This is a genomic window from Marinimicrobium locisalis (genome assembly GCF_039822625.1).
In the GTDB taxonomy this organism is placed as follows: Bacteria; Pseudomonadota; Gammaproteobacteria; order Pseudomonadales; family Cellvibrionaceae; genus Marinimicrobium; species Marinimicrobium locisalis.
Window position 1 is genome coordinate 70,838 of the sequence record NZ_JBDLLG010000015.1, and the last position, 20,295, is coordinate 91,132.

Genomic DNA, 20,295 nt, shown 5'->3' on the forward strand with positions numbered 1-20,295 from the left:
GCTTTGCACTGAGGAACAAGATGGTCTATCCCCTTTGCAGACTCTCTGACGCCTACAGGGATGTAGGTGTTAGGGCGACGCATGAAGCCAAAGCCGAGGCATTAGTGAATCCCTTCACGTCATGGGTTCACGGCGGGTCTACCAATGGTGTACCCAACCTCAGACCGGTCTCTCTGGAGAATCCAAATCCAAATGAATAAAGATTAAAAATGGACCACCTAAAATCCAAACTCAGCATCGACTTTGCCCAGCGTAGCGAGGCCGGGCAAAAGGCCGAAAACCAGGACACCATTGGTGCCCGGCTGCCCGACGACCCGCTGCTTACCAACAAAGGCATCGCCATGGCCGTGGCCGACGGCGTCAGCAGCAGCGAAGCCGCGCGGGAAGCCAGCCAGACCGCCATTACCGGGTTTCTTACCGACTACTACGCCACACCCGACACCTGGAGCACTCGTAAATCCGCACAGCGCGTACTGCAATCACTCAACCGGAGCCTCTGGGGCCTCAGCCGCAACAGCGTTTACGACGAAGGCTTGCTCACCACCTTCAGCGCCCTGATTCTTAAAGGCAACAACGCCTACCTCTTTCACGTGGGCGATACCCGCGTCTACCTCTGGCGCGATGGCCAACTCGAACAACTGACACGGGACCACTGCCAGCGGCTCAACAAACATGACACCTACTTAAGCCGAGCGTTGGGGGCCGACGTCAGTGTCGATGTGGATTTTCACACGCTGGAAGTCCATGTCGGAGACGTGTTTATTCTCACCAGCGATGGGATTCACGATCACCTCCGCCCCGACGCGTTTCGGGTGCTGATCAAAACCCATTGCGAGAACCCGCAGCACTTGGTCGATAAAACCTTCAAGGCGGCGTTGGATAACGGCAGCGACGATAACCTGAGTATTCAAGTGGCCACGGTCCGGCAGCTCGGCAGTGCCAGTCAGGATGACGCCATGCAGGTGCTGGCGCATTTACCCTTTCCGCCATTGCTGGAGGTGGGACAGACCCTCGATGGGCTGCGGGTGGAGCAGCGCCTGCACGAATCCAACCGCAGCCAGGTCTACCTGGTGCGGGACCCGGAAGAGCGGGCGTTGATCATGAAAACCCCCTCGGTGCTCTATAACGATGACCCGGCGTATATCGAGCGGTTTGTCATGGAGGCCTGGATCGGTGCGCGCATTCAAAGTCCACAAGTCGCGCGGGTGGTGGTGCAGCCGCCGCAAGCGCGCTCTTGCCTGTACTACCTTACGGAGTATATTCCCGGCCCGACCCTGGGGCAGATGATGGCCGAGCGAGGGCCACTGAATATTTCCGATGCGGTGGAGATTACCGGACAGTTGCTGCGAGGGATTCGCGCCTTGCATCGAAAGGAAACGCTCCACCAGGATATAAAGCCGGACAACATTGTGCTCAGTTCAAACGGCCCGGTTATCGTCGACTTCGGTTCCTGCTGGGTGGCCAGTGTGGAGGAAATTGAAGCGCCGTTTACCCGCGACCGAATTCTGGGCACGCTGGACTACTCCGCCCCCGAGTACCGTTTTGGCGGGGAAACCGGGCCGCACTCCGATCAGTTTTCATTGGCTGTATTGTTGTACGAGATGCTCACCGGTCACAATCCCTACGGCGCGGCCTATGGCAAAGCGATGGACTGGCGGGAGTTTCAGAAGCTGAAATACATTCCGGCGAGCCAACATAACCCCTTGGTGCCCTATTGGCTCGACCGGGCCTTGCAGAAAGCGCTGAGCATTCATCCGCAGCAGCGTTACGCTGCGTTGTCGGAATGGTGGCAGGATCTGCAGCGACCCAATCCACGCTGGCAGCAAAACACATCGATGCCTTTGATACAGCGAAAGCCTGAGTGGGTATGGCCGATGGTAGCAGTGGTGGGATGGGCGACCGCGGCCGTATTGGCCTTGCAGCTATGGGGTAGCTGACGACGGAACGAGTTTCGGAGCTGGCAACGGCGGATGCGCCTTTGGCTTATCCGCCCTACGCCCCATCAGCTACGGGTTGGCACTGAGGTCCGCCGAGGGGTCTACCGGTTGTAGACTCTCTGAGGCATGGATGCCGATGAGAAGCCTACAGGGATGTATTTACGGCGGGTCTACAACCGGTAGACCCCTCGGCGGACCGGGCGGGACGCATTGCCCCACGGATAAGTGTTTCGTGTGGGCGGATCGGTCCGACGTGCCGGAGCGCAGGTGCATCCGCCGTTACCAAACCATCACTCTCAGGCTTCTGGAGTCAGCCGCAATACCGCAACGTCATGCGCGGGGATGTTCAAGGTCAGCGGTTTCTCGGTATCGCCACTGCCCTTTTCCCACAACCGACGCCAGGTAAAGCTGTCGTGGTTGAAGTCGATGCTGTGGCCGAACTGATCATCCTTCACCTCAAAATGATGCTGCCAGTCGTGGGTATACTTCAGGGTTTCATCCCCCCGGTTCAAGAACAGAAACGCCCATTCACCGTTTTCCAGCGGCTTGACGTAAATCATCAGGTAGCCCGCGTGCAAATACTTCATGCCCGGCACACCCAACGGATCCTGGTTCAGGGCAATGATCTCTTTGTTGGTCAGGATGTCCCGGGTGGTGTCGGACATGGTGCGCAGGTCGTTACCGGCAATCAGCGGGGAGTTGACGATGGCCCACAGGGAAAAGTGCGAACGATCCTCCGCCGGGGTCATGCCGTTACCCACTTCCATCATGTCGTAATCGTTCCAGTGGCCAGGGCCAGCGTACTGGCGCACGCGAACCTCATCGCGCATATCCAGAATTTTCAAAACGCCCCAGGAGGACCAGGAACCCCAGTTCAGTTCACAATCCCAACAGGGATAAATGTCGCCACTGATACGCCAGGAGTGGCCAATGTCCTGGGCCCAATTCCAGGGCTGGTTGTCGCCCCATTCGCAGATGCTAAACAGAATCGGCCGGCCGGCTTCGTGCAGGGCGTCGCGCATGGTGGTGTAGGCGCCGATGGGGTTGATGTTTTCGGTATCGCACCAGTCGTACTTGAGATAGTCGATGCCCCACTCAGCATAGGTTTTTGCATCCTGGTATTCGTGGCCGCGGCTACCGGGGTAACCGGCACAGGTAGTGTGACCCGCGTCGGAGTAGATACCCAGCTTCAGGCCCTTGGAGTGAACGTAATCGGCCAATGCCTTCATGCCGGAGGGAAAGCGCTCCTGGTTCACCTGAATGTTGCCCTCGGCATCGCGCTCGCCGTGCCAGCAATCGTCAATATTGATGTATTCATAGCCGGCCGCTTTCATGCCGGACTCCACCATGGCGTCGGCCATCTCCTTGATCATGGATTCATCCACGTTACAGGCGAAGGTGTTCCAACTATTCCATCCCAAAGCGGGAGTGTCAGCCAGCCCCTCGAACTTTTGTGCACTCACACCGGATGCAACCCACCACAACAGCGGGCCTATCAGTAATGTTAACGGAGAGTATTTCATCAGCTGCTCACCTATCTTGTTTGTCGGATCTATCTTATAAGTTGTTTTGAGGCTTAAAAAACCGCCGCTTGGGGCGCGACGGTTTTTTCAGTCGGTATGCCTATGCGTTAGGGTTTATCCAGTGCATGCATTTCTTCCGCATGGGCACGAATCACTTCCAGGGTGGAGGCGTCGGTATCAAATACCGAGTTAAGACCCTGTGCCTCTTGGGGCGGATCACCGGTGTAGTCATCCCCTTCGGCCCACATGAAGTCGCTCTGCCCCGCCCGGCCCGAGCCGCCCCATGTCCAGAAGTTGGTGCCGGCAATGGCATCGCCCGCGGCGGCCCGCTCGTGAATCAAATCAAATACCGCCGCGTAAATATCATCCCGATACTGGGTAGAAGTGCCGGGCTCAAAACGCCCTTGGTCACGCTCGACGCCAAATTCGGAAAGAACAATGGGCTTGCCCATTTCATTGGCCAGATCCACATGGGCGTTCATGTAGTCATAGGCTTCTTTCATGGCACTCTCGTAGGTAGCCTCGGGGTTGTGAATATCAAACCAGCTCCAGTTTTTTAGCCACATATGGAAGGTCAGGTAATCCACGTAGGGGCTTTCGTGCGCTTCACGGTACAGTTCAATATCCCGCAGCGCGCCCATTGCCCCTTCATTGCCGGTGCTTACCAACTGTTTGGGTGCCAACGAGTCGATGTACTTGGCCGTTTCGTGAATCCAGTTTTTGAAGTGTTCAAAGTACGGCCGTCCGTCGGCGTCGCTGCCCGGACGGGGCTCGTTCGCCAACTGCCAGGACATGACAGTGGGATCTTCATTGTAGCGCCGACCGTTAATGCTGTTGGTGCGGGTTACGATGGTTTTGATGACATCCCGGTACCACTTTTGGGCTTCCGGCATACGATAAAAGCGCGCGGAGTTTTGCATAAATGCGTTCCACTCCCCGGTTTTATCCGGGTCCATCACCGGCTCGCCGGTCAGCCAGGCCACATACTGGGACATGCCGCCGGACCACTGCCAGAAGTTATTCATATAGAGAACCGCTTTCATATCCCGCTTGGCCATTTCCGCCAGCAGGAAGTCCAGACCTTTGAGCAGATTGTCGTTGTACTCGCCCGGTTCCTCGACCAGAGCCGGCTGAACGGCACGCATCAGTTCACTGCTTTCCGAGGCCGCCAGCACCCGCAAGTTGGTAATGCCGTTGGCCTTGAGGTTATCCAACTCCCGCAACAGACGCTCACGGTCGCCTTCCGGCCCCGGCGAACCGAGGTAGGCGCCGTACCAGAAGTTGGTGCCCACAAAATAGTAACGCTCCCCGTCCAGCACAAAGTGACGGCCGTCCACCTGAACAAAACCGCTTTGCTCCGAGGTTTCACTGATCGATGTCTGGCCGCAGGCCGTCAACACCAGCGCCGCCAGCACCGGCAAAATGAGCTTTCGATAGAACATTGTTTTTATAGCCACCATAACGACCTTCAGATTATTGTTAAAAGGGTTGGTTTGTCGCTTGCTAGTTGTTCAACATGCGAATCATTTCCAGCATGGCCCGGCCGTTGTGGTACGGCCCTTTCCATGCGCCCAGCTTGTAAGGCGGTGCGTGGGACTGATCATCCAGCGTGGACAGCCACAACCATTCACCACTGTCGCCCGCCATTTGGTACTTTTGCATGAACCGCCACAGCCGCTCAGCCGCCAAGTAGAAGCGATCCTCCCCGCTAAGGCAGTAGGCTTTGTAATAGCCGACCATGGCTTCGGCCTGAACCCACCACACTCGCTCTTGATTCACTCGATGCCGGTCAAATTCATAGCCGTCGTACATTTCGCCATGCTCGCCCATTGCCTCCTTCAGGCACACATCGGCCATCGCGATGAGGGTGGGTCGAAGCCGCCTGGTAACGGATTCATCTCCCAGTGACTCCACGGCCTTGGCCAGAAGCCAACTGCACTCAATATCATGGCCATAGGTAAAGCCGGGGGAATGGTCCCGCCAGTCATGGTCCATGAACATCCGCAAGTGGAAATTGCCTTTGTTAATAATATAACGGTCAAAGCAGTCAATCGAATACCGCAGCGCATCGGCCACGTCTTGGGAAGGATCCACTTGATAAAGAGTGGTATAGGCTTCCACCACGTGCAGGTGGGTATTCATGGTTTTAGGGTAGTTAAGATCTTTTGTACTCAGACGGGCATCCTCCATCACTTCCCACTCACGAGTGAAAGCTTCCAGATAGCCACCCTTCTCCCGGTCCACCGTATGCCGTTCAAGCAATGCAAACGCCTTCTTCGCTTCGCAGAGCGCACGCGGCTCCTGAGTTAACTGGTAATAAGCCAGTAGCGCGTAGATGGCAAACGCTTGGGCGTACACCTGTTTCTTGGTGTCCGTGGGCCGACCGTTGCAGTCGAGCATCCAATAGACGCCGCCGTGGGCTTTGTCCAGAAAGTGTTCGAGAATATAGTGGTAACTGCGTTCGGCTGCCTTCCGGTAACGGGGGGCATCCACCGTCCGGGAAAGCTCGCAGAAAAACCAAAGTATCCGGGTATTGAGTACGACGCCCTTTTCGGCTTCAGGCACCGGCGTGTTGTCCACCCCCACCTCGCCAAAAAAACCGCCGCGCTCATGGTCCCAACCGTAGTCCAGCCACCAGTGCGCAATACGCTCCAGTTCGACGTAAAACTCCCGACGCAGCGCTTTTTGCCGATCGTCGTATTCGAGTTCGTCCACGGCCATTATTTCCATTCCTCTAATAGCTTGAGATTCGCCGCAATCAATTGGTTGCGGTTGGCAACCGAGGCAGCGGAGCGGAGCCCGTCTTCCGGAGTATGCAGCACGTAGTCCACCAACTTGTCCACGGTGGAGGTGGCCACATGCATGCGGGTATCCGATGAGGCGTAGTAGATAAACACCTCGTTGTTTTCATTGACGATCCAGCCGTTGGCAAACGTCACATTGGACACATCGCCCACGCGCTCCTCCCCTTTGGGGGCAATAAAATGGCCCGCCGGGCGGTGGGTGACCACCCAGGGCCGTTCCAGTTCGGTCATAAACAGGTACAACACGTAACGCAAACCGGCGGCGGTATTGCGCACACCATGGGCCAGGTGCAGCCAGCCCTTGTCGGTTTTGATCGGTACCGGCCCCTGGCCGTTCTTCACTTCTTTAATCGTGTGGTAGGCCTTGCCGTCGACAATCACTTCTTCTTTGATTTCGGCATTTTCCATGGACTCGCTCAACCCCCAGCCGATGCCGCCACCTTTCCCAACGCTGATAAAGCCGTCCTGCGGGCGGGTGTAAAGGGCGTACTTGCCATCGACAAGCTCGGGGTGCAATACCACGTTGCGCTGCTGGCCGGAATAGGTCACCAAGTCCGGCAAGCGCTCCCAGGTGATCAGGTCTGTGGTGCGGGCGATGCCACATTGAGCCTCAGCCGCCGACAGGTCATTGGGCTGGCTTTCATCTTTGCGCTCGGTGCAGAACAGGCCGTAGATGTAGCCGTCTTCGTGCTGGGTCAAACGCATGTCGTAGACATTGGTGTCGGGGCGATCGGTTTCCGGCAGGGTGATCGGATAGTCCCAGAACCGGAAGTTGTCCACGCCGTTGGGGCTTTCGGCAATGGCAAAAAAGGATTTGCGATCATCTCCTTCCACCCGAACCGCCAACAAGTACTTGCCGTCCCGATACAGGGCGCCGGCATTGAAGGTGGCATTCACCCCCTGGCGCTCCATCAGGTGAGGGTTGGTGTCCGGGTTGAGATCGTAACGCCAGAATACCGGGGCGTGATCAGCGGTCAGAATCGGGCTCTGCCAACGTTGGTATACCCCATTCCCGCCAACGGCCGGGCGGTTCTTGCGGGTAACAAGGAGTTCGTGGTCGCGCAACAGCGACTGAACGGCGTCATTAAAGTCACTCATGAAACGTTAAGTCCTGACTGGTGGTCGGCTCATCAACAACAAGCCGAGATTTATTAGACAAATAGGGTCGGTGGCCACCGCTACGGGCTTCGAAACCGCCCCTTTCTCCCGTTGTCCATGTGGCGCTCCGCCACTCATAAAGACAACGATACACATAAGAACTTTCACTATAATGTAATCGGTTACAGTCCGAGATGCAACCTCCTTTCACACTCACTTCAGCTCGGGGGCGCCCTCAAGGGGCGCCTGCCGACCCATTAATGCTTGGAAACAATGCTCTCTTCCGCTTCCCGAACCAGCTCTGCCGGCATATCGTCTGGGTATTCTTCCAGCTTGCACCACCAATTACGCCAAAGGAACAGGCTGGTCACCGCGACCACCGCCATTGCTGTGGCAAACTCCTGCCAGTGCTGGATCACCATAAAGATGGGCGCAGCCACCAAACCGGTCTGCCAGACAATGCCCACCACCACATTGGCCGCATCCCGCCAAAAATGAGGGTTGGCCTTAACGCCGGGGTAATCGGCTTGCACGGCATCGCGTACCGGGCCCCAGAACCCCCAAGGGCGGACCTTAACGTAAAAGCGCTTGAGCACATCCATATCGTCCGGCGGTGTCAGTAGAGACCCAACGACACAGACGAACAGACAAGCCGCGAGCATAAAGGGAAAGGCATACAGCGGGTCCAGGTCTGTCAGCATGGGCAACCCCAGGGCAATGATCAGCCCCACCACCATGCCGAAGAAGTAGCCGTACCCGTTGAAGCGCCACCAGTACCACTTGAGCACATTGGAGGCGGCATAGGCGCCGTAGAGACCACTGACGATCCACTGGATAATTTCGTGCAATGTGGGAATAAACAGACCAATACCCACGCCGATCACCACGAAGGCGACGGAGACAATGTAGCTGAGGTACACGTACCGCTTGGGGTCGGCATCGTCGTTGATATAGCGCTTGTAGATATCATTGACCACATAGGCCGGGGCCGCATTGGTAGTGGCCGCGAAGGTGGACATGAAGGCGGCCAACAGGCCGGCAATCAGAAGGCCGAGCAGGCCGGTCGGTACGTAATGCTTCATGGCCATGGGCAGGATCTGCTCAAAGTCCACCGCCTCACCCATGGCCCTCAGGTCATCCATAAAGAACGTCAGCGCCAGGGCGGTCAGGCCGGTAATCAACATGTAACGGGGAAAGAGCATCACCACGTTCACAAACCAACTGACCTTGGCCGCCTCGGAGGGAGACTGGGCCGATAGGATCCGCTGCATGTCATAGTTGGGGGCGGGCCCGGCCATACTGACCAGGATGCCCTTGAGCAACATCAACATGAAGAAGATACCGAACATGTCGTAGCCGTCGGCGGCGATTCGGGTATTGGCCGCATCGAGGGTGCCGCTCCAGTCCATATCCAGGGTCCACTTGAGCCCCACATCGGTCCAGCCGTTGGGGATTACGGCCTGAAGCACCTCGGGGGAAACCTGCTGCATGGCGATAATGCCCACCGCCACGCAAGCGATGGTCATAATGAAGAACTGCAGCACTTCTGTGAACACCACGCTGAACATCCCGCCTTTAACCACATAGACGGTGGTAATCGCGGTGATAATCAGACCGTAAAGGACTTCGTTCCAGTAGGGCTCGGCGTGCAGCTGCCACGGCAGGAAAACCGCCGCAAACTTACCGATACCGATAAAGCCATAGGCGAGAAAGCTCATCACCCCCACCAGGGCAAACACCACCACACTCAAGTGCGACAGGCGCGAACCCAGGCCTTCGCCGAAACGGAAGGTGATCCACTCCGCGCCGGTCATCACGCCCGAGCGGCGCAACCAAACCGACAGAAACACCATGAGGAAAATCTGGTTGAAGACTGGCCAGAGCCAGGGGATGTAAATACTGGTCAGCCCGTAAATAAAGAGCAGGGAAACCAGCCACATGGTGCCGCTGATATCGAACTGGCCCGAGGCGTTGGAAATACCCAGAAAATACCAGCGCAGCTTGTTGCCGCCCAAAAAATAACTGCGAATGTTGCCCGACGCCCGGCGCGAGACCCAGAGCCCCACTCCCAGCGTGGCGAGCCCGTAAATAAAAATAACCACGAGGTCGAGGGTGGCAAGCTGAAACTCCATAAGGTCTATCCCGTTATTGTGATGCATCTTCTCTACGACGTCAGACGCTAGCGAACCAATGCGGTCAAAGAGAGGCCTGGCGCTCAAACAGACACAAATGTAACCGGTTCCATAACGCATTGCAAGCGCCTTTTCGCTGAAATGCCACCGGGCCATGGCGCCTGTCATCGCATCTCACTGTACATTTACCAACCCGCCCATTATGCTAGCCCCGCTCTCAACAGGGGTGGCCTGATCCAGCAGAAGCCCTCTCTCTGCGGCCTGTTAGGCAATACCAAAGAACAATCGGCAATCGGCACAGGCACGGACTCCACCCCCCACATAACAAAACCCATGAGGTGTGCAGTGACGGAACCAACTCAACACAGACTTTCCCTACTGGAGAAAAGTGGCTACGCCATGGGCGATGCCGCCGCCAACCTGGTTTGGCGAGGAGCCTTGGCTTATCTGGCCATTTTCTATACCGATACCTTGGGCATTTCCGCCGCGGCGGCCGCCCTGCTCCTGCTGGTGGTGCGCCTCTCCGACGGGATGACCGACATCATCATGGGCATGGTGGCGGACCGCACCAAGTCAAAACACGGCCGCTTTCGCCCCTGGATTCTCTGGTCCGCACCGGTATTGGGCCTGTTTATGGTTTTGGCCTTTACCGCCCCGGACCTCAGCCCCGAGATGAAGCTGCTCTGGGCGTACTTCACCTACATCGGGTTGACGCTCGCCTATACCGTGAACAACGTTCCCTACTCGGCCCTGATGGGCGTGATGACCCCTAGCCACAACGAGCGCAGTGTCTTGTCCGGCTACCGCTTCTTCGGCGCCTTTCTCGGCGGCGTATTGGTAATGGGGTTCACCCCGCAGTTGGTGGAGCTGTTCGGGCAGGGAGACGATGCCCAAGGTTACCAGTACACCATGTATATGTTTGCCGCGCTGCTGGTAGCCCTGTGCCTGGTGACCTTTTTCACCACCCGCGAGCGGGTTGAATCCGTGGCGAATACGGCCTCTCTACGCAAAGAGCTGACCGACCTCAGCCTGAACCTTCCTCTGATTATCGTTCCATTACTGGCCATTTCGGCGTTCTTTTACAGCCTGACGCAGGGCGAGGACGCCACCTATCAACTGAACAGCCTGTACACCGGCGTAATCTGCGCCGTGGTATTGTTCCTGACCGGCTATTTTGTTCGTAAGCTGGTGCGCAAGCCCGAAAGCGAAACCACCCCTTCGCAGCGGGACCTGATCGACCTGATCACCAATATGCCCTGGCTGATGATTCTGGGTCTGGGTTTTCTGACCATGCTGTTCAACGGCATCAAGTACGGAATCATCGCCTACTATTTCAAGCACTATGTCGGCGATGCCTCGCTCTCGGGCTGGTACTTTATCGTGTTGTTGCTGGTGTCCATGGTCGCGGCGCTGGTGGCGGGTTACCTGGCTCGCCTGCTCGGCAAGAAAACTCTCTTTGTCATCTCCCTGGCCGTCAGCGGCCTCTTGACCTGCACCATCGCCTTGGTTCCCCCGGGCGAGGTGCTCTGGGTCTTTATCATCGGTGGGGCCGCCGAGTTTTTCGCCGCGTTTATGCCGGTGCTGGTCTTCAGCATGCTGGGTGATGCGGCGGACTACTCCGAGTGGAAGCACAACCGCCGCGCCACGGGGCTGTTCTACTCGGCCGGCACCTTTATCCAGAAAACCGGTGGCGGTTTCGCCGGGGCGCTGGTGCTGATTGTGCTCAACGCCTATGGCTACGTGGGCACGGACCCGAGCACCATCCAGCAAGCCACCGGCGGCATGATCTCGCTGATGAGCTGGATTCCGTCGATTTTCGCGTTCGTCTCCATTCTGTTGCTGGTGGTATACCCGCTCAACGCCGAGCGCATGAATCAGATAGAATACGACCTGCGTCAGCGCCGCCGCGAAGCTGGCCTCGCCGACTCCTAACCCCCCTCTCCTCCGGCGGCCCAGACGGGCCCCGGAGGGGACGGCACCGGTCGGTGTTTGTCGTAACTTGTGCCATAATCCAGGCTTGTCCACCAAAGAGTTGCCACTATGTCCAGTATTCGCGATGTCGCCCGTGAAGCCGGCGTTTCCGTAGCCACCGTATCCCGTGCTCTGAGCAACCCGGAGAAGGTGTCGGAAGAGAGCATGAGTAAAGTACACCGAGCGATTGAGAAGGTCGGTTACCGCCCCAACATGCTCGCCCGCAACTTTCGCTCGGCCCGCTCCTACGCCATCGTGGTATTGGTCCCGGACATCGCCAACCCCTTTTACTCGCTGGTTATTCGCGCCATCGAGGACCGAGCCCAGCAAAAGGGTTACGCGGTGCTGCTGGGAGATACCCGAGGCACCCCTGAGCGGGAAATGGAGTACATCCGGCGGGTGGAAACGCGCCTGGCGGACGGCCTGCTTCAGCTAAGGCCGCACTCGGAAAAGGCCCACAATGTGATTCCGGCGGATATCGCTTCGGTGAACGCCTGTGGCTGTGAGTACACCACGGGCCCCTCCGTGCGCATCGATAACCGGGGCGCGGCCAAAACCATGGTGGATTATCTAATCTCGCTCGGGCACCGTCGCATTGGGGTCATTTCGGGCCTGAAAGACAACCCCCACGCCATCGACCGGATGAAGGGCTATAAAGAAAGTCTGGCGGCCCACGGCATTGCGTTCGAGCCCGAGCTGGTGGCCGAGGGGGACTTCACTATGTGGTCCGGCCTGAACAGTGCCTTTCAGTTCTGCCACATGAAAAACCGGCCCACGGCCATTTTCTCCATGAACGATGAGATGGCCATCGGGGCCATTCAGACGCTGAAGTCCCAGGGCATTCGGGTTCCGGAGGATATGTCGGTCACGGGTTTTGACGACATCGCCTACGCCAAGTACTGCGACCCCAGCCTGACCACCATGTCCCAACCCGCCGAGGAAATGGGCAAAATGGCCATGGACATGCTGCTGAAAATCATCGAGGGAGAGCCGCTAACGCAAACCGAGTGCGTGCTGCCCACCGAGTTTATTATTCGCAAGAGCACCGCACCGGCCCCCGACGCGGCCGAACCCGGTAGCGCTTAGGAAACCACTCCCGCCACCTAACTCAGGCCCGGCCCCCCATGGGACCGAGCGCTAGGGGGCCGTGCGGGCGTAATCCGACACCTCGGCGGCCAGCACCACCAAGTGGTAGAGCGTGCTGGCGGGCGCCTTGTCCATGGTCACTTCATCCTCGCTCCCGCGCTGGTCCACATGGGCGCCGGGCGTGGTCGCGGTCAAGTAATAGGTGAACAGATCGCCAAGGGCCTTTATCGCCCGGCCTTCCGCCTCCGGGTCGCCCTGCCGGGCGCGCACCAGGTGAGCCTTAATCAACTCGGTCAGCCCCCAGGAGCGGCGAGTGTGCTTCCGGGGTGTGCCGTCCGGCAGCACTTCATCCAGCACCAGCCCCGAGGGCACCAAGCCGATTTCAAGCCCTTTGCGATAGAGTGCTTCGGTGTAAGCTTCTACCGGGTGACCCGTCAAGCGATGGTACCAGTCCAGCAACCAGACCCACTCGAACATGTGTCCCGGCTCCACGGGTGCCTGGGCCGGGGCGTGTTTTAGCTGCCAATCCTCCTCAAAGAATTCAAACAACACTTCCCGCTCGGAACTGAAGAAGCGGGTCTGAAACAGGGCAAAGATTTCCCCGGCGCGAGCCAACCACCGGCCCTCGCCACTGGCTTCGTACAACGCCATCATGGCTTCAAACAGGTGCATGTGCGGGTTTTGGCGGCGCCATGGGTAGTCGTAATCCCCCTCGATCCAGCCGCCGTGGATGGAGCCGAAGCGACGGTCCAGGTGAGCGATCAGGCGCTCTGCTCCTGCCAGGTAAGCGGTGTCGCCGAAGGCCCGGTAACACCAGGCATAGGCCAGCAGAAAGAAGGCGTGATCGTACAGGTCCTGCTTGTGGTCAATGACCTCGAAATCCGGGCCCATCAGGTGGGTAAAACCGCCGCCGGCGCTTGGGTGGGCGGTGTGATCGTGTACAAAACTCATGAGCTGACGTGCCACGGCCTCGCCATCGCACCAGCCGCGGTGGTGAGCAAACGCAAAAGAGAACGCCTGGCGAGCCTGCACCCGGACCCGGATTTTGGAGTCCAGGTCAATGCCGCCATCGGCGTTCAGAGCTTCGTAGTGCCCACCCTGCTCCGGGCTCAGGCCCAACCGCTGCCACAGGGGCAAGGCCTCTTGGGTAATCCAGCGTTCCAGCCGCTCGGCGGCGTCCTTGATGGTGTCGGTCATATCCAGTTCTTCCAACCTTTGGTTAAACGGTTTGTCTCTTACTGATCACTCCGGCGGGAGCAGTAGTGTAACCGTCCTCCGCCACAAGGGGTACCCGGGCCGCCTTCGGAGGTCCCAATAAAATGCCCCGACTGCCGAGCAGCCGGGGCCAAGGGGTACAACAGCTTGGGTAAAAGCTCACTGTACACAGCCGCCCATCCTGACGGTGTTCACAGCAGAGTTGGCTGAGGCAAATGTAACCGGTTAGGCATTAATGCCGCCGACACCCGTCTCAGCCATGAAAGGATTGTGCTCAATTTTGTAACCGGTTTCAAGCCTTTTGTTCGTTTTCTGGAACCAGTTCGCAATTTTAGAGGGGGCCTAAAAAGAAAAAACCGGGCTGCAAAAACAGCCCGGTAAAACATGGAGAGAACAAAAGATACAACCAAAACAACGTCTACCAAGACACACAGCTCTGTCTGGAGGTCGCACAGGGTAGTTGCAACCGGATGAGAGCCCAGAAAGGGGATGGCCTCTCACCACACCACGGACATTGCTTATGGTAATAATGATTATAAGACCGGATTTGCGATATTGTCAAGGTGACAATAAAAGATTTCAGCGGCATTCCCGCAAACCGCTGAGGCGGCTTGATAGCCCCGCAGGCCTCATTCTCAGTGGCTTTCGGGAAGCGCCTTCGGGAAGGGGGCCGGGGTTCAACCGGCCAGGGGTCAGTGAAACCTTCCCAGCAACGCCTCCACGTCGGCGGCGTTAAATACGTAATGCTGGTTGCAGAACTGGCAGTCGATATCGATTTTGCCCTCTTGCTCTTCCAACAGGTGCTCCACCTCCTCCTGGCCGAGTGACAGCAACGCATTGGCGCTGCGCTCACGCGAACAGCTGCATTTGAACCGGAGTTTGCCGGGCTCAAACAGCCTCAGTTGATATTCATTGAACAGGCGGTAAAGCAAGTCGGCGTGGGGCAGCTCTAGCAGCTCCTGCGGGGTAACCGTGCTCGCCAGGGTGCCCAGGGTTTCCCAGTGGTCCCGGTTCTTGTCCGGGTCCGCGTTCTTCTGGCTGGGCAGCACCTGCAGCATCAGGCCCGTGCAGGTTTTCTCCCCGGTGGCAAACCACAGGCGGGTTTTCAGTTGCTCCGACTGCAGGAAGTAATGCTCCAGGCAATGGGCGAGACTGTCGCTGTCCATCGGCACCACTCCCTGATAACGCTCGCCCCGCTCCGGCTCAATGGTAATGGCCATGATGCCCTTGCCTAGAAGCTGCCCCACGCCGCGCCCCTGGGGCCGGTCGTTGGCGTCGGCCAGGCGGATAATGCCACGCAGGTCCCGGTGGTGATTACACTCGGCCATTACCATGCTGACCGGTCCGTCCCCCTGAGCCTGCAGGCTGATCATGCCGTTGAATTTCAGGGTGCTGGACAGCAGCGCCGCCGCCGTGAGGCACTCGCCCAGCAGCTCGCGCACGCCATCGGGGTAGGGGTTATTGTTCATCACCTGTTGATAGCTATCCTCCAGGGTGACGATTTCACCCCGGATGTCACATTCATCGAACAAAAAACGGTGCAGTAAGTCGTTGTCGGGCATGGAGTCTCGCTACTTTTCTAGGGGTCTCGTTACTGGCTAGGGGTCTCGTTACTGGCTAGGGGTCTCGTTACTGGCTAGGGGCCTAGTTACTGGTTAGGGGTCTAATTGCTGGCGCTGGAAACGGTGAATCTGGCGCCGCTCTTTTTTGTTGGGGCGGTGGTCGCTAATGATTTGGCCCGCCAGGCCCCCGGCCTTGCGCTGAGCGGCACGCTCTTCGCGCTTGGCGATGCTTTCGGGGGTTTCTTCATACAACAGCTGCGCCTCGGGCGCGCCCCGGCGCTTGTCGGACAGCGCTTTGACTAACACGGTTTTGTCGTCGTAGCCCTGGCGGATAGTCAACATCAGCCCAGTGGTAAGCTCTTTACTGGGCTTGACGCGGTGGCCATCGCACTGGACCTTGCCCCCCTCCACCGCCTGCTTGGCTAGGTTGCGGGTTTTAAAAAAGCGGGCGGCCCAGAGCCACTTATCAACGCGGACTTTATCCAGTGTGTCACTCATAGGGTTTTCGGCAGCTCTGACGGCGTAATTTCGTCGAAATGGTGAATTGCGGGGTATTCCTCAATCATGCGCTCCTCCTGACTGTCCGGTTGGTGGATGCACAGCAGGTGACGAATACCATAGTCTCTGGCCGCCTCCAGCACGCGGGGCGTATCGTCCACAAACAGCGTGCGCTCCGGGTCAAAGGGCTCGCGCTCATTCAGGCGCTCCCAGAAGCGTTGGGACTCCTTGGGTTCACTCAGCTCATGGGAGGAAATGATACCATCGAGCCACCGGTCAATGGCGGTTTCTTCCAGCTTGAGGGAGATGCTCAAGGGGTGGGCGTTAGTGACCAGCAGCCGACGTTTGCCGTGGGCCTGCAAGCGCGTGAGAAACGTCTCCACATGGGGGCGAATCTGGATTTTGTGGCGAATTTCCTCTTTAAGCGCGCGAATATCCACCGAAAGGGACCGGGACCAGTGCTCCAGACAGTACCACTCCAGGGTACCCTGGCGTGCTTCAATCTGGCCCAGCAACGCCTCGCGCGCCGCGGCCTGATCCAGCGAGTGGATTTCCGCGTAGCGCTTGGGCAGATGGGTCAGCCAGAAATAGGTGTCGAAATGGAGGTCCAACAAGGTACCATCCATATCGAGTAACACGGTGTCGATCGCTTGCCAGTTGATCATTGCCGGGAACAGCCTTTACAGCGGAGTTTGATGTTCAGTATGCCCAGAAAACCCGAGATATTAAAGCGTCACACCGTGGCCCGCAGCCGTCTCTTTCGTGCCGACGAGTTGCTCCTTCGCTTCAGCAATGGGGAGGAGCGGGTGTATGAAAAACTGTGCGCCGGGGGCCCCGGGGCCGTGTTAATGGTGCCGATCATGGACGATGGCAAGGTGGTGATGATTCGCGAGTACGCCGCCGGCATTCACGACTACCACCTAGCCCTGCCCAAGGGAGCCGTGGATAAGGGGGAGGAGCCCCTGGAGGCCGCCAACCGGGAGCTGAAAGAGGAAATCGGCTACGGCGCACGGGAACTGCACTTTCTCAAGCGCATGCACCTCTCGCCCGCCTATATGGAGCATGGTATCAACGTAATTCTGGCCCGGGGCCTGTACCCGGAACGCCTGGAAGGCGACGAGCCCGAGCCCATTGAGGTGGTGCCCATGGCCTTTGACGACCTGCTCAGTTTGGTGGGAATGGACGAAGTCTGTGAGGGGCGCAGCATTGCCGCCCTCTTCTATGCCAAAGCCTGGCTCGACAAGCAAGGCTGAGCCGACGCTTTTCCAGCGCAAACGCCTTATAACCGCCAATGTCGACTAATGCGCCAAACCCGGTTTTTGGGAACTAAACAGTCTAGCGGGACACAGAACTAGTACTCCCTTTTGGGCTATGCTAGACCGACATGGAACTGACAAGGAGACACCCCATGACCCGACCCAACCACGCTTTCAGTGCAAACCTGAAGGGAACCGAGCAACTGCGGGAAAAACTGGTGGGAGAAATCACCCGGTTCGAGCGCCAATTGGGCGCCCTAAAAAGCAGTGATGAACCGGTGGACTTCAGCATGATGCAAACCTACAAAGAGCTGATTCACTCCCGTCGGGAGATGCTGGGGCAACTGCCCCCCGCCTTCTGACCGTTGCGGTTCCCCCCGTCCGATTTGGGCGCTCACCTTCCGGTGGGCGCCCTTTTCTTTGTCTGCCAGCCCAAGCGCGAGCTACCCCTGGGCACAAAACTCGTTATACTGGCCGCGGCTAAAAACAACATCGACAAGGAGTAATTCATGCTTTTGAGCAACCTCGAAATCGTCCCGGGCCGCAAGGTCAAAGAACACCTGGGGCTGGTACAGGGTAGCACCGTGCGCGCCAAGCACGTAGGGCGCGATATCGCCGCCTCGTTCAAGAACGTGTTCGGCGGCGAGCTGAAAGGCTACACCGACCTGCTCAATGACTCCCGCCAGGAAGCGATTAAGCGAATGGAGGAACAAGCGCAGGCCATTGGGGCCAACGCCGTGCTTAATATCCGGTTCTCTACCAGCTCGCTTACCCAGGGGGCGGCCGAACTGTTTGTGTATGGCAGCGCCGTTATCCTAGAGGATTAAGCCGTGGGCGCTCTGATCACTTTGCAGTTTCTTCTCCCCCTACTACTCGCGTTGCTCCTGTTGGCCACCGGCTACTTTTCAGGGCGCTACCTGGAGCGTAAACATTACGAGCGCATCATTGCCGAGGAGACCCGGCCGGGCCAGGTGATGGTCTTCCCATCACGGCTACCCCCACCGAGCCTCTCCCCGCCGCAAAGCGCTCTGGTCATGGGCTCGGTGGTGATTTCCGTAGATTACTTCAAGCGCTTTATCGCCACGCTGCGCATGCTGGTGGGCGGTCGGCTGAACAGCTACGAGTCCTTGCTCGACCGAGCCCGCCGGGAAGCCCTGCTGCGGATGCGGGCCGAGGCGCAAGCGATGGGCGCCAAGCAGGTGTTCAACGTGAAGTACGAAACCGCCGTTATCGCCGGCCGAGGCGCACAGGGTCAGGTGGGTTCAATGGAAGTGCTGGCCTACGGTACCGCTCTGATCGGGCAGGACTAATGGGCTACCGAAACCCCCAGCCGCCGGAAGGCATCAACTACGTGAAGAAGGGCTGGCAGAGGGACTTTGTTCTGCTGGTAGGGGGTTTCTTCGCAGGCCTGGCCCTGCTGCTCTGGCTGATGATGCTCGCCCTGGGCTGGTCGGCCCGCTGGATTCCGTTCAGTTGGGAACAGGCCCTGAGCAGCTCCTTGCAACAACCCTCTGACCCCGATCAGCGCCTGACTTACCTGCAAACCCTCGCCAATGACCTCGCGCGAGCGGGTGGCCTGGACGAGTCGATGCGCATTACGGTGCATTACCAGAAGAGCGAGGCGGTCAACGCCTACGCCAGCCTCGGCGGCCATGTATTTATTCTTCAGGGGCTGCTGGATGAGGTGAAAACCGAGCAGGGCCTGGCTTTTGTGTTGGCCCACGAAATTGCCCATGTGCAACACCGACACCCACTGAAAGCGACTATCCGGCAACTGGGCTTCGGGGTCATCATGGGGCTGGTGTTTGGCAACACCAATGTCGCCCAGCTTGCCGGCGCCGGCGGGCAAATTGCCATGCTCAACTACTCCCGCGACCTGGAGCGCGAGGCGGATGCCTGGGCGCTGAGAGCCTTACAGAACCACTACGGCCACGTCCAGGGAGCCGATGCCCTGTTCCAGTGGCTGGCGCAAGAGAAGGCGGATCAAGCCCCGCTTGAGTGGCTTTCCAGCCACCCGGATGTCGCCGCGCGGATCGACCGGCTAGAGGACATCAGCCGCGAACAGGGCTACGCCACGCAAGGCTCCGTGACCCCTATCCCCGACTGGCCTGCTTCCCACTAACCACGGCGGCTCGTGGCTGGGATTTACGTTTTCAAGCTCTTCATATCAATGACAAAGCGGTATTTTACATCACCTTTTTTCATACGCTGGTAGGCGCTATTGATATCCTGCATGTCGATCATCTCGATATCGCAGGTGATGTCGTGCTCGGCGCAGAAATCCAGCACTTCCTGGGTTTCCGGCATGCCGCCGATGAGCGAGCCGGCCAGAACGCGCCGGCGCATCACCAGGCCTCCGGCCTGCAGGGCGGGCTCCACCGGATCCAACAGGCCGACAATGATGTGCACCCCATCGAACGTCAGACAGTTAATGTACGGGTTCAGATCGTGCTGAACGGGCACGGTATCAAGCAGGAAGTCGAACGTCTCGGCCGCGGCCTCCATCTGCTTTTCGTCGGTGGAGATGACAACGTGGTCCGCGCCCTGCTTTTTCGCCTCGGCCACTTTGGACTCTGAGCGGGTAAAAATAGTGACCTCCGCCCCCAGCGCCTTGGCGAACTTCACCCCCATATGGCCGAGGCCGCCCATGCCAATCACCCCGACCTTGTCACCAGGCTTAACACCGTAGTGTTTGAGCGGAGAGTAAGTGGTAATACCGGCACAGAGAATAGGGGCCGCACTGGCAGGGTCTAGTTTGGCGGGGACCTTCACAACGAAGCGGTCGCTGACCACGATGTGGCTGGAGTAGCCGCCGAAGGTGATGCTTTGATCGTGTCGGTCCTCACCATTGTAGGTGGCCACAAACCCCTCCTTACACATCTGTTCAAGGCCGGACTCGCAGGCGGCGCACCCTCGGCAGGAGTCCACCATGCAGCCAACGCCCACTAAATCTCCCACTTTGTAAGCACTCACTTTCTCACCGACGGCGGTCACCCGGCCAATAATCTCATGGCCCGGCACCACGGGAAACTGCGTCATACCCCAGTCGTTTTCAACAAAGTGAATATCCGTGTGGCAGACGCCGCAGTAGTCGATATCGATCGCCACATCGTCCGGACGGAGCGCACGGCGCTCGATATCATACGGCGCCAAGGGACTGGCTTCGGATTGGGCGGCGTAGGCGTTCACTGTGGCCATAGGGTCTTCTCCTGA

Annotated in this window: 18 protein-coding genes; 8 read left to right on the forward strand and 10 right to left on the reverse strand. The window is 58.3% G+C overall.

The window, feature by feature from the left end; all coding sequences use genetic code 11:
- Positions 1–209: 209 nt before the first annotated feature.
- Positions 210–1,937: a bifunctional protein-serine/threonine kinase/phosphatase gene (locus tag AAE514_RS11000; protein ID WP_347331588.1), complete on the forward strand. Its 1,728-nt coding sequence runs from the start codon at positions 210–212 to the stop codon at positions 1,935–1,937.
- Between the two features lie 296 nt (positions 1,938–2,233).
- Here AAE514_RS11000 and AAE514_RS11005 read toward each other — a convergent pair whose 3' ends face one another.
- From AAE514_RS11005 to AAE514_RS11025, 5 genes are all read right to left on the reverse strand, one after another.
- The gene (locus AAE514_RS11005) at positions 2,234–3,400 is read right to left on the reverse strand and encodes a glycoside hydrolase family 27 protein (RefSeq protein ID WP_347331589.1); all 1,167 of its coding nucleotides are present in this window, start codon (positions 3,398–3,400) and stop codon (positions 2,234–2,236) included.
- 167 nt (positions 3,401–3,567) lie between these two features.
- Entirely contained in the window at positions 3,568–4,902 is a 1,335-nt protein-coding gene (locus AAE514_RS11010; protein ID WP_347331590.1) for a glycoside hydrolase 5 family protein, read from the reverse strand.
- A 61-nt stretch (positions 4,903–4,963) separates the two neighbouring features.
- The gene (locus AAE514_RS11015; protein WP_347331591.1) at positions 4,964–6,181 is read right to left on the reverse strand and encodes an AGE family epimerase/isomerase; all 1,218 of its coding nucleotides are present in this window, start codon (positions 6,179–6,181) and stop codon (positions 4,964–4,966) included.
- Positions 6,181–7,362, reverse strand: a complete 1,182-nt coding sequence (mgp130, locus tag AAE514_RS11020; RefSeq protein WP_347331592.1) for a 4-O-beta-d-mannosyl-d-glucose phosphorylase Mgp130 — start codon at positions 7,360–7,362, stop codon at positions 6,181–6,183. The genes AAE514_RS11015 and mgp130 overlap by 1 nt, the downstream gene beginning before the upstream one ends.
- Positions 7,363–7,619: 257 nt before the next feature.
- Positions 7,620–9,494 carry a sodium:solute symporter family protein gene (locus tag AAE514_RS11025; protein WP_347331593.1) on the reverse strand — a complete coding sequence of 625 codons (1,875 nt, stop codon included), beginning with the start codon at positions 9,492–9,494 and terminating at the stop codon, positions 7,620–7,622.
- A 345-nt stretch (positions 9,495–9,839) separates the two neighbouring features.
- Between AAE514_RS11025 and AAE514_RS11030 the strand changes: the two genes are divergently transcribed.
- Both AAE514_RS11030 and AAE514_RS11035 read left to right on the forward strand, forming a co-directional pair.
- Positions 9,840–11,426 (forward strand): MFS transporter, encoded by a 1,587-nt coding sequence (locus AAE514_RS11030; RefSeq protein WP_347331594.1) that lies wholly within the window; start codon positions 9,840–9,842, stop codon positions 11,424–11,426.
- 108 nt (positions 11,427–11,534) lie between these two features.
- Entirely contained in the window at positions 11,535–12,551 is a 1,017-nt protein-coding gene (locus AAE514_RS11035; RefSeq protein WP_347331595.1) for a LacI family DNA-binding transcriptional regulator, read from the forward strand.
- A 51-nt stretch (positions 12,552–12,602) separates the two neighbouring features.
- On the opposite strand, the gene AAE514_RS11040 is transcribed toward AAE514_RS11035, so the two are convergent.
- The 4 genes from AAE514_RS11040 to yrfG form a co-directional block, all read right to left on the reverse strand.
- Positions 12,603–13,748 (reverse strand): AGE family epimerase/isomerase, encoded by a 1,146-nt coding sequence (locus tag AAE514_RS11040; RefSeq protein WP_347331596.1) that lies wholly within the window; start codon positions 13,746–13,748, stop codon positions 12,603–12,605.
- A 710-nt stretch (positions 13,749–14,458) separates the two neighbouring features.
- Positions 14,459–15,328, reverse strand: coding sequence for an Hsp33 family molecular chaperone HslO (gene hslO / locus AAE514_RS11045; RefSeq protein WP_347331597.1), 870 nt, complete (start codon positions 15,326–15,328; stop codon positions 14,459–14,461).
- A gap of 93 nt (positions 15,329–15,421) precedes the next feature.
- Positions 15,422–15,814: an RNA-binding S4 domain-containing protein gene (locus tag AAE514_RS11050; protein WP_347331632.1), complete on the reverse strand. Its 393-nt coding sequence runs from the start codon at positions 15,812–15,814 to the stop codon at positions 15,422–15,424.
- Between the two features lie 8 nt (positions 15,815–15,822).
- Complete coding sequence (gene yrfG, locus AAE514_RS11055) at positions 15,823–16,491, reverse strand: GMP/IMP nucleotidase (protein ID WP_347331598.1); 669 nt, start codon at positions 16,489–16,491, stop codon at positions 15,823–15,825.
- A gap of 39 nt (positions 16,492–16,530) precedes the next feature.
- Here yrfG and nudE point away from each other — a divergent pair, with 39 nt between their 5' ends.
- The 5 genes from nudE to AAE514_RS11080 all read left to right on the forward strand — a co-directional run bounded on the left by nudE (position 16,531) and on the right by AAE514_RS11080 (position 19,204).
- Positions 16,531–17,079: an ADP compounds hydrolase NudE gene (gene nudE / locus AAE514_RS11060; RefSeq protein WP_347331599.1), complete on the forward strand. Its 549-nt coding sequence runs from the start codon at positions 16,531–16,533 to the stop codon at positions 17,077–17,079.
- 155 nt (positions 17,080–17,234) lie between these two features.
- Entirely contained in the window at positions 17,235–17,444 is a 210-nt protein-coding gene (locus tag AAE514_RS11065) for a hypothetical protein (RefSeq protein ID WP_347331600.1), read from the forward strand.
- Between the two features lie 147 nt (positions 17,445–17,591).
- Complete coding sequence (locus tag AAE514_RS11070; RefSeq protein WP_347331601.1) at positions 17,592–17,909, forward strand: YbjQ family protein; 318 nt, start codon at positions 17,592–17,594, stop codon at positions 17,907–17,909.
- Between the two features lie 3 nt (positions 17,910–17,912).
- Positions 17,913–18,392, forward strand: coding sequence for a YbjQ family protein (locus AAE514_RS11075; protein ID WP_347331602.1), 480 nt, complete (start codon positions 17,913–17,915; stop codon positions 18,390–18,392).
- Positions 18,392–19,204, forward strand: a complete 813-nt coding sequence (locus AAE514_RS11080) for a M48 family metallopeptidase (protein WP_347331603.1) — start codon at positions 18,392–18,394, stop codon at positions 19,202–19,204. Before AAE514_RS11075 ends, AAE514_RS11080 begins: the two co-directional genes overlap by 1 nt.
- A 23-nt stretch (positions 19,205–19,227) precedes the next feature.
- Here AAE514_RS11080 and AAE514_RS11085 read toward each other — a convergent pair whose 3' ends face one another.
- Entirely contained in the window at positions 19,228–20,280 is a 1,053-nt protein-coding gene (locus AAE514_RS11085) for an NAD(P)-dependent alcohol dehydrogenase (protein WP_347331604.1), read from the reverse strand.
- Between the last annotated feature and the right edge of the window lie 15 nt (positions 20,281–20,295).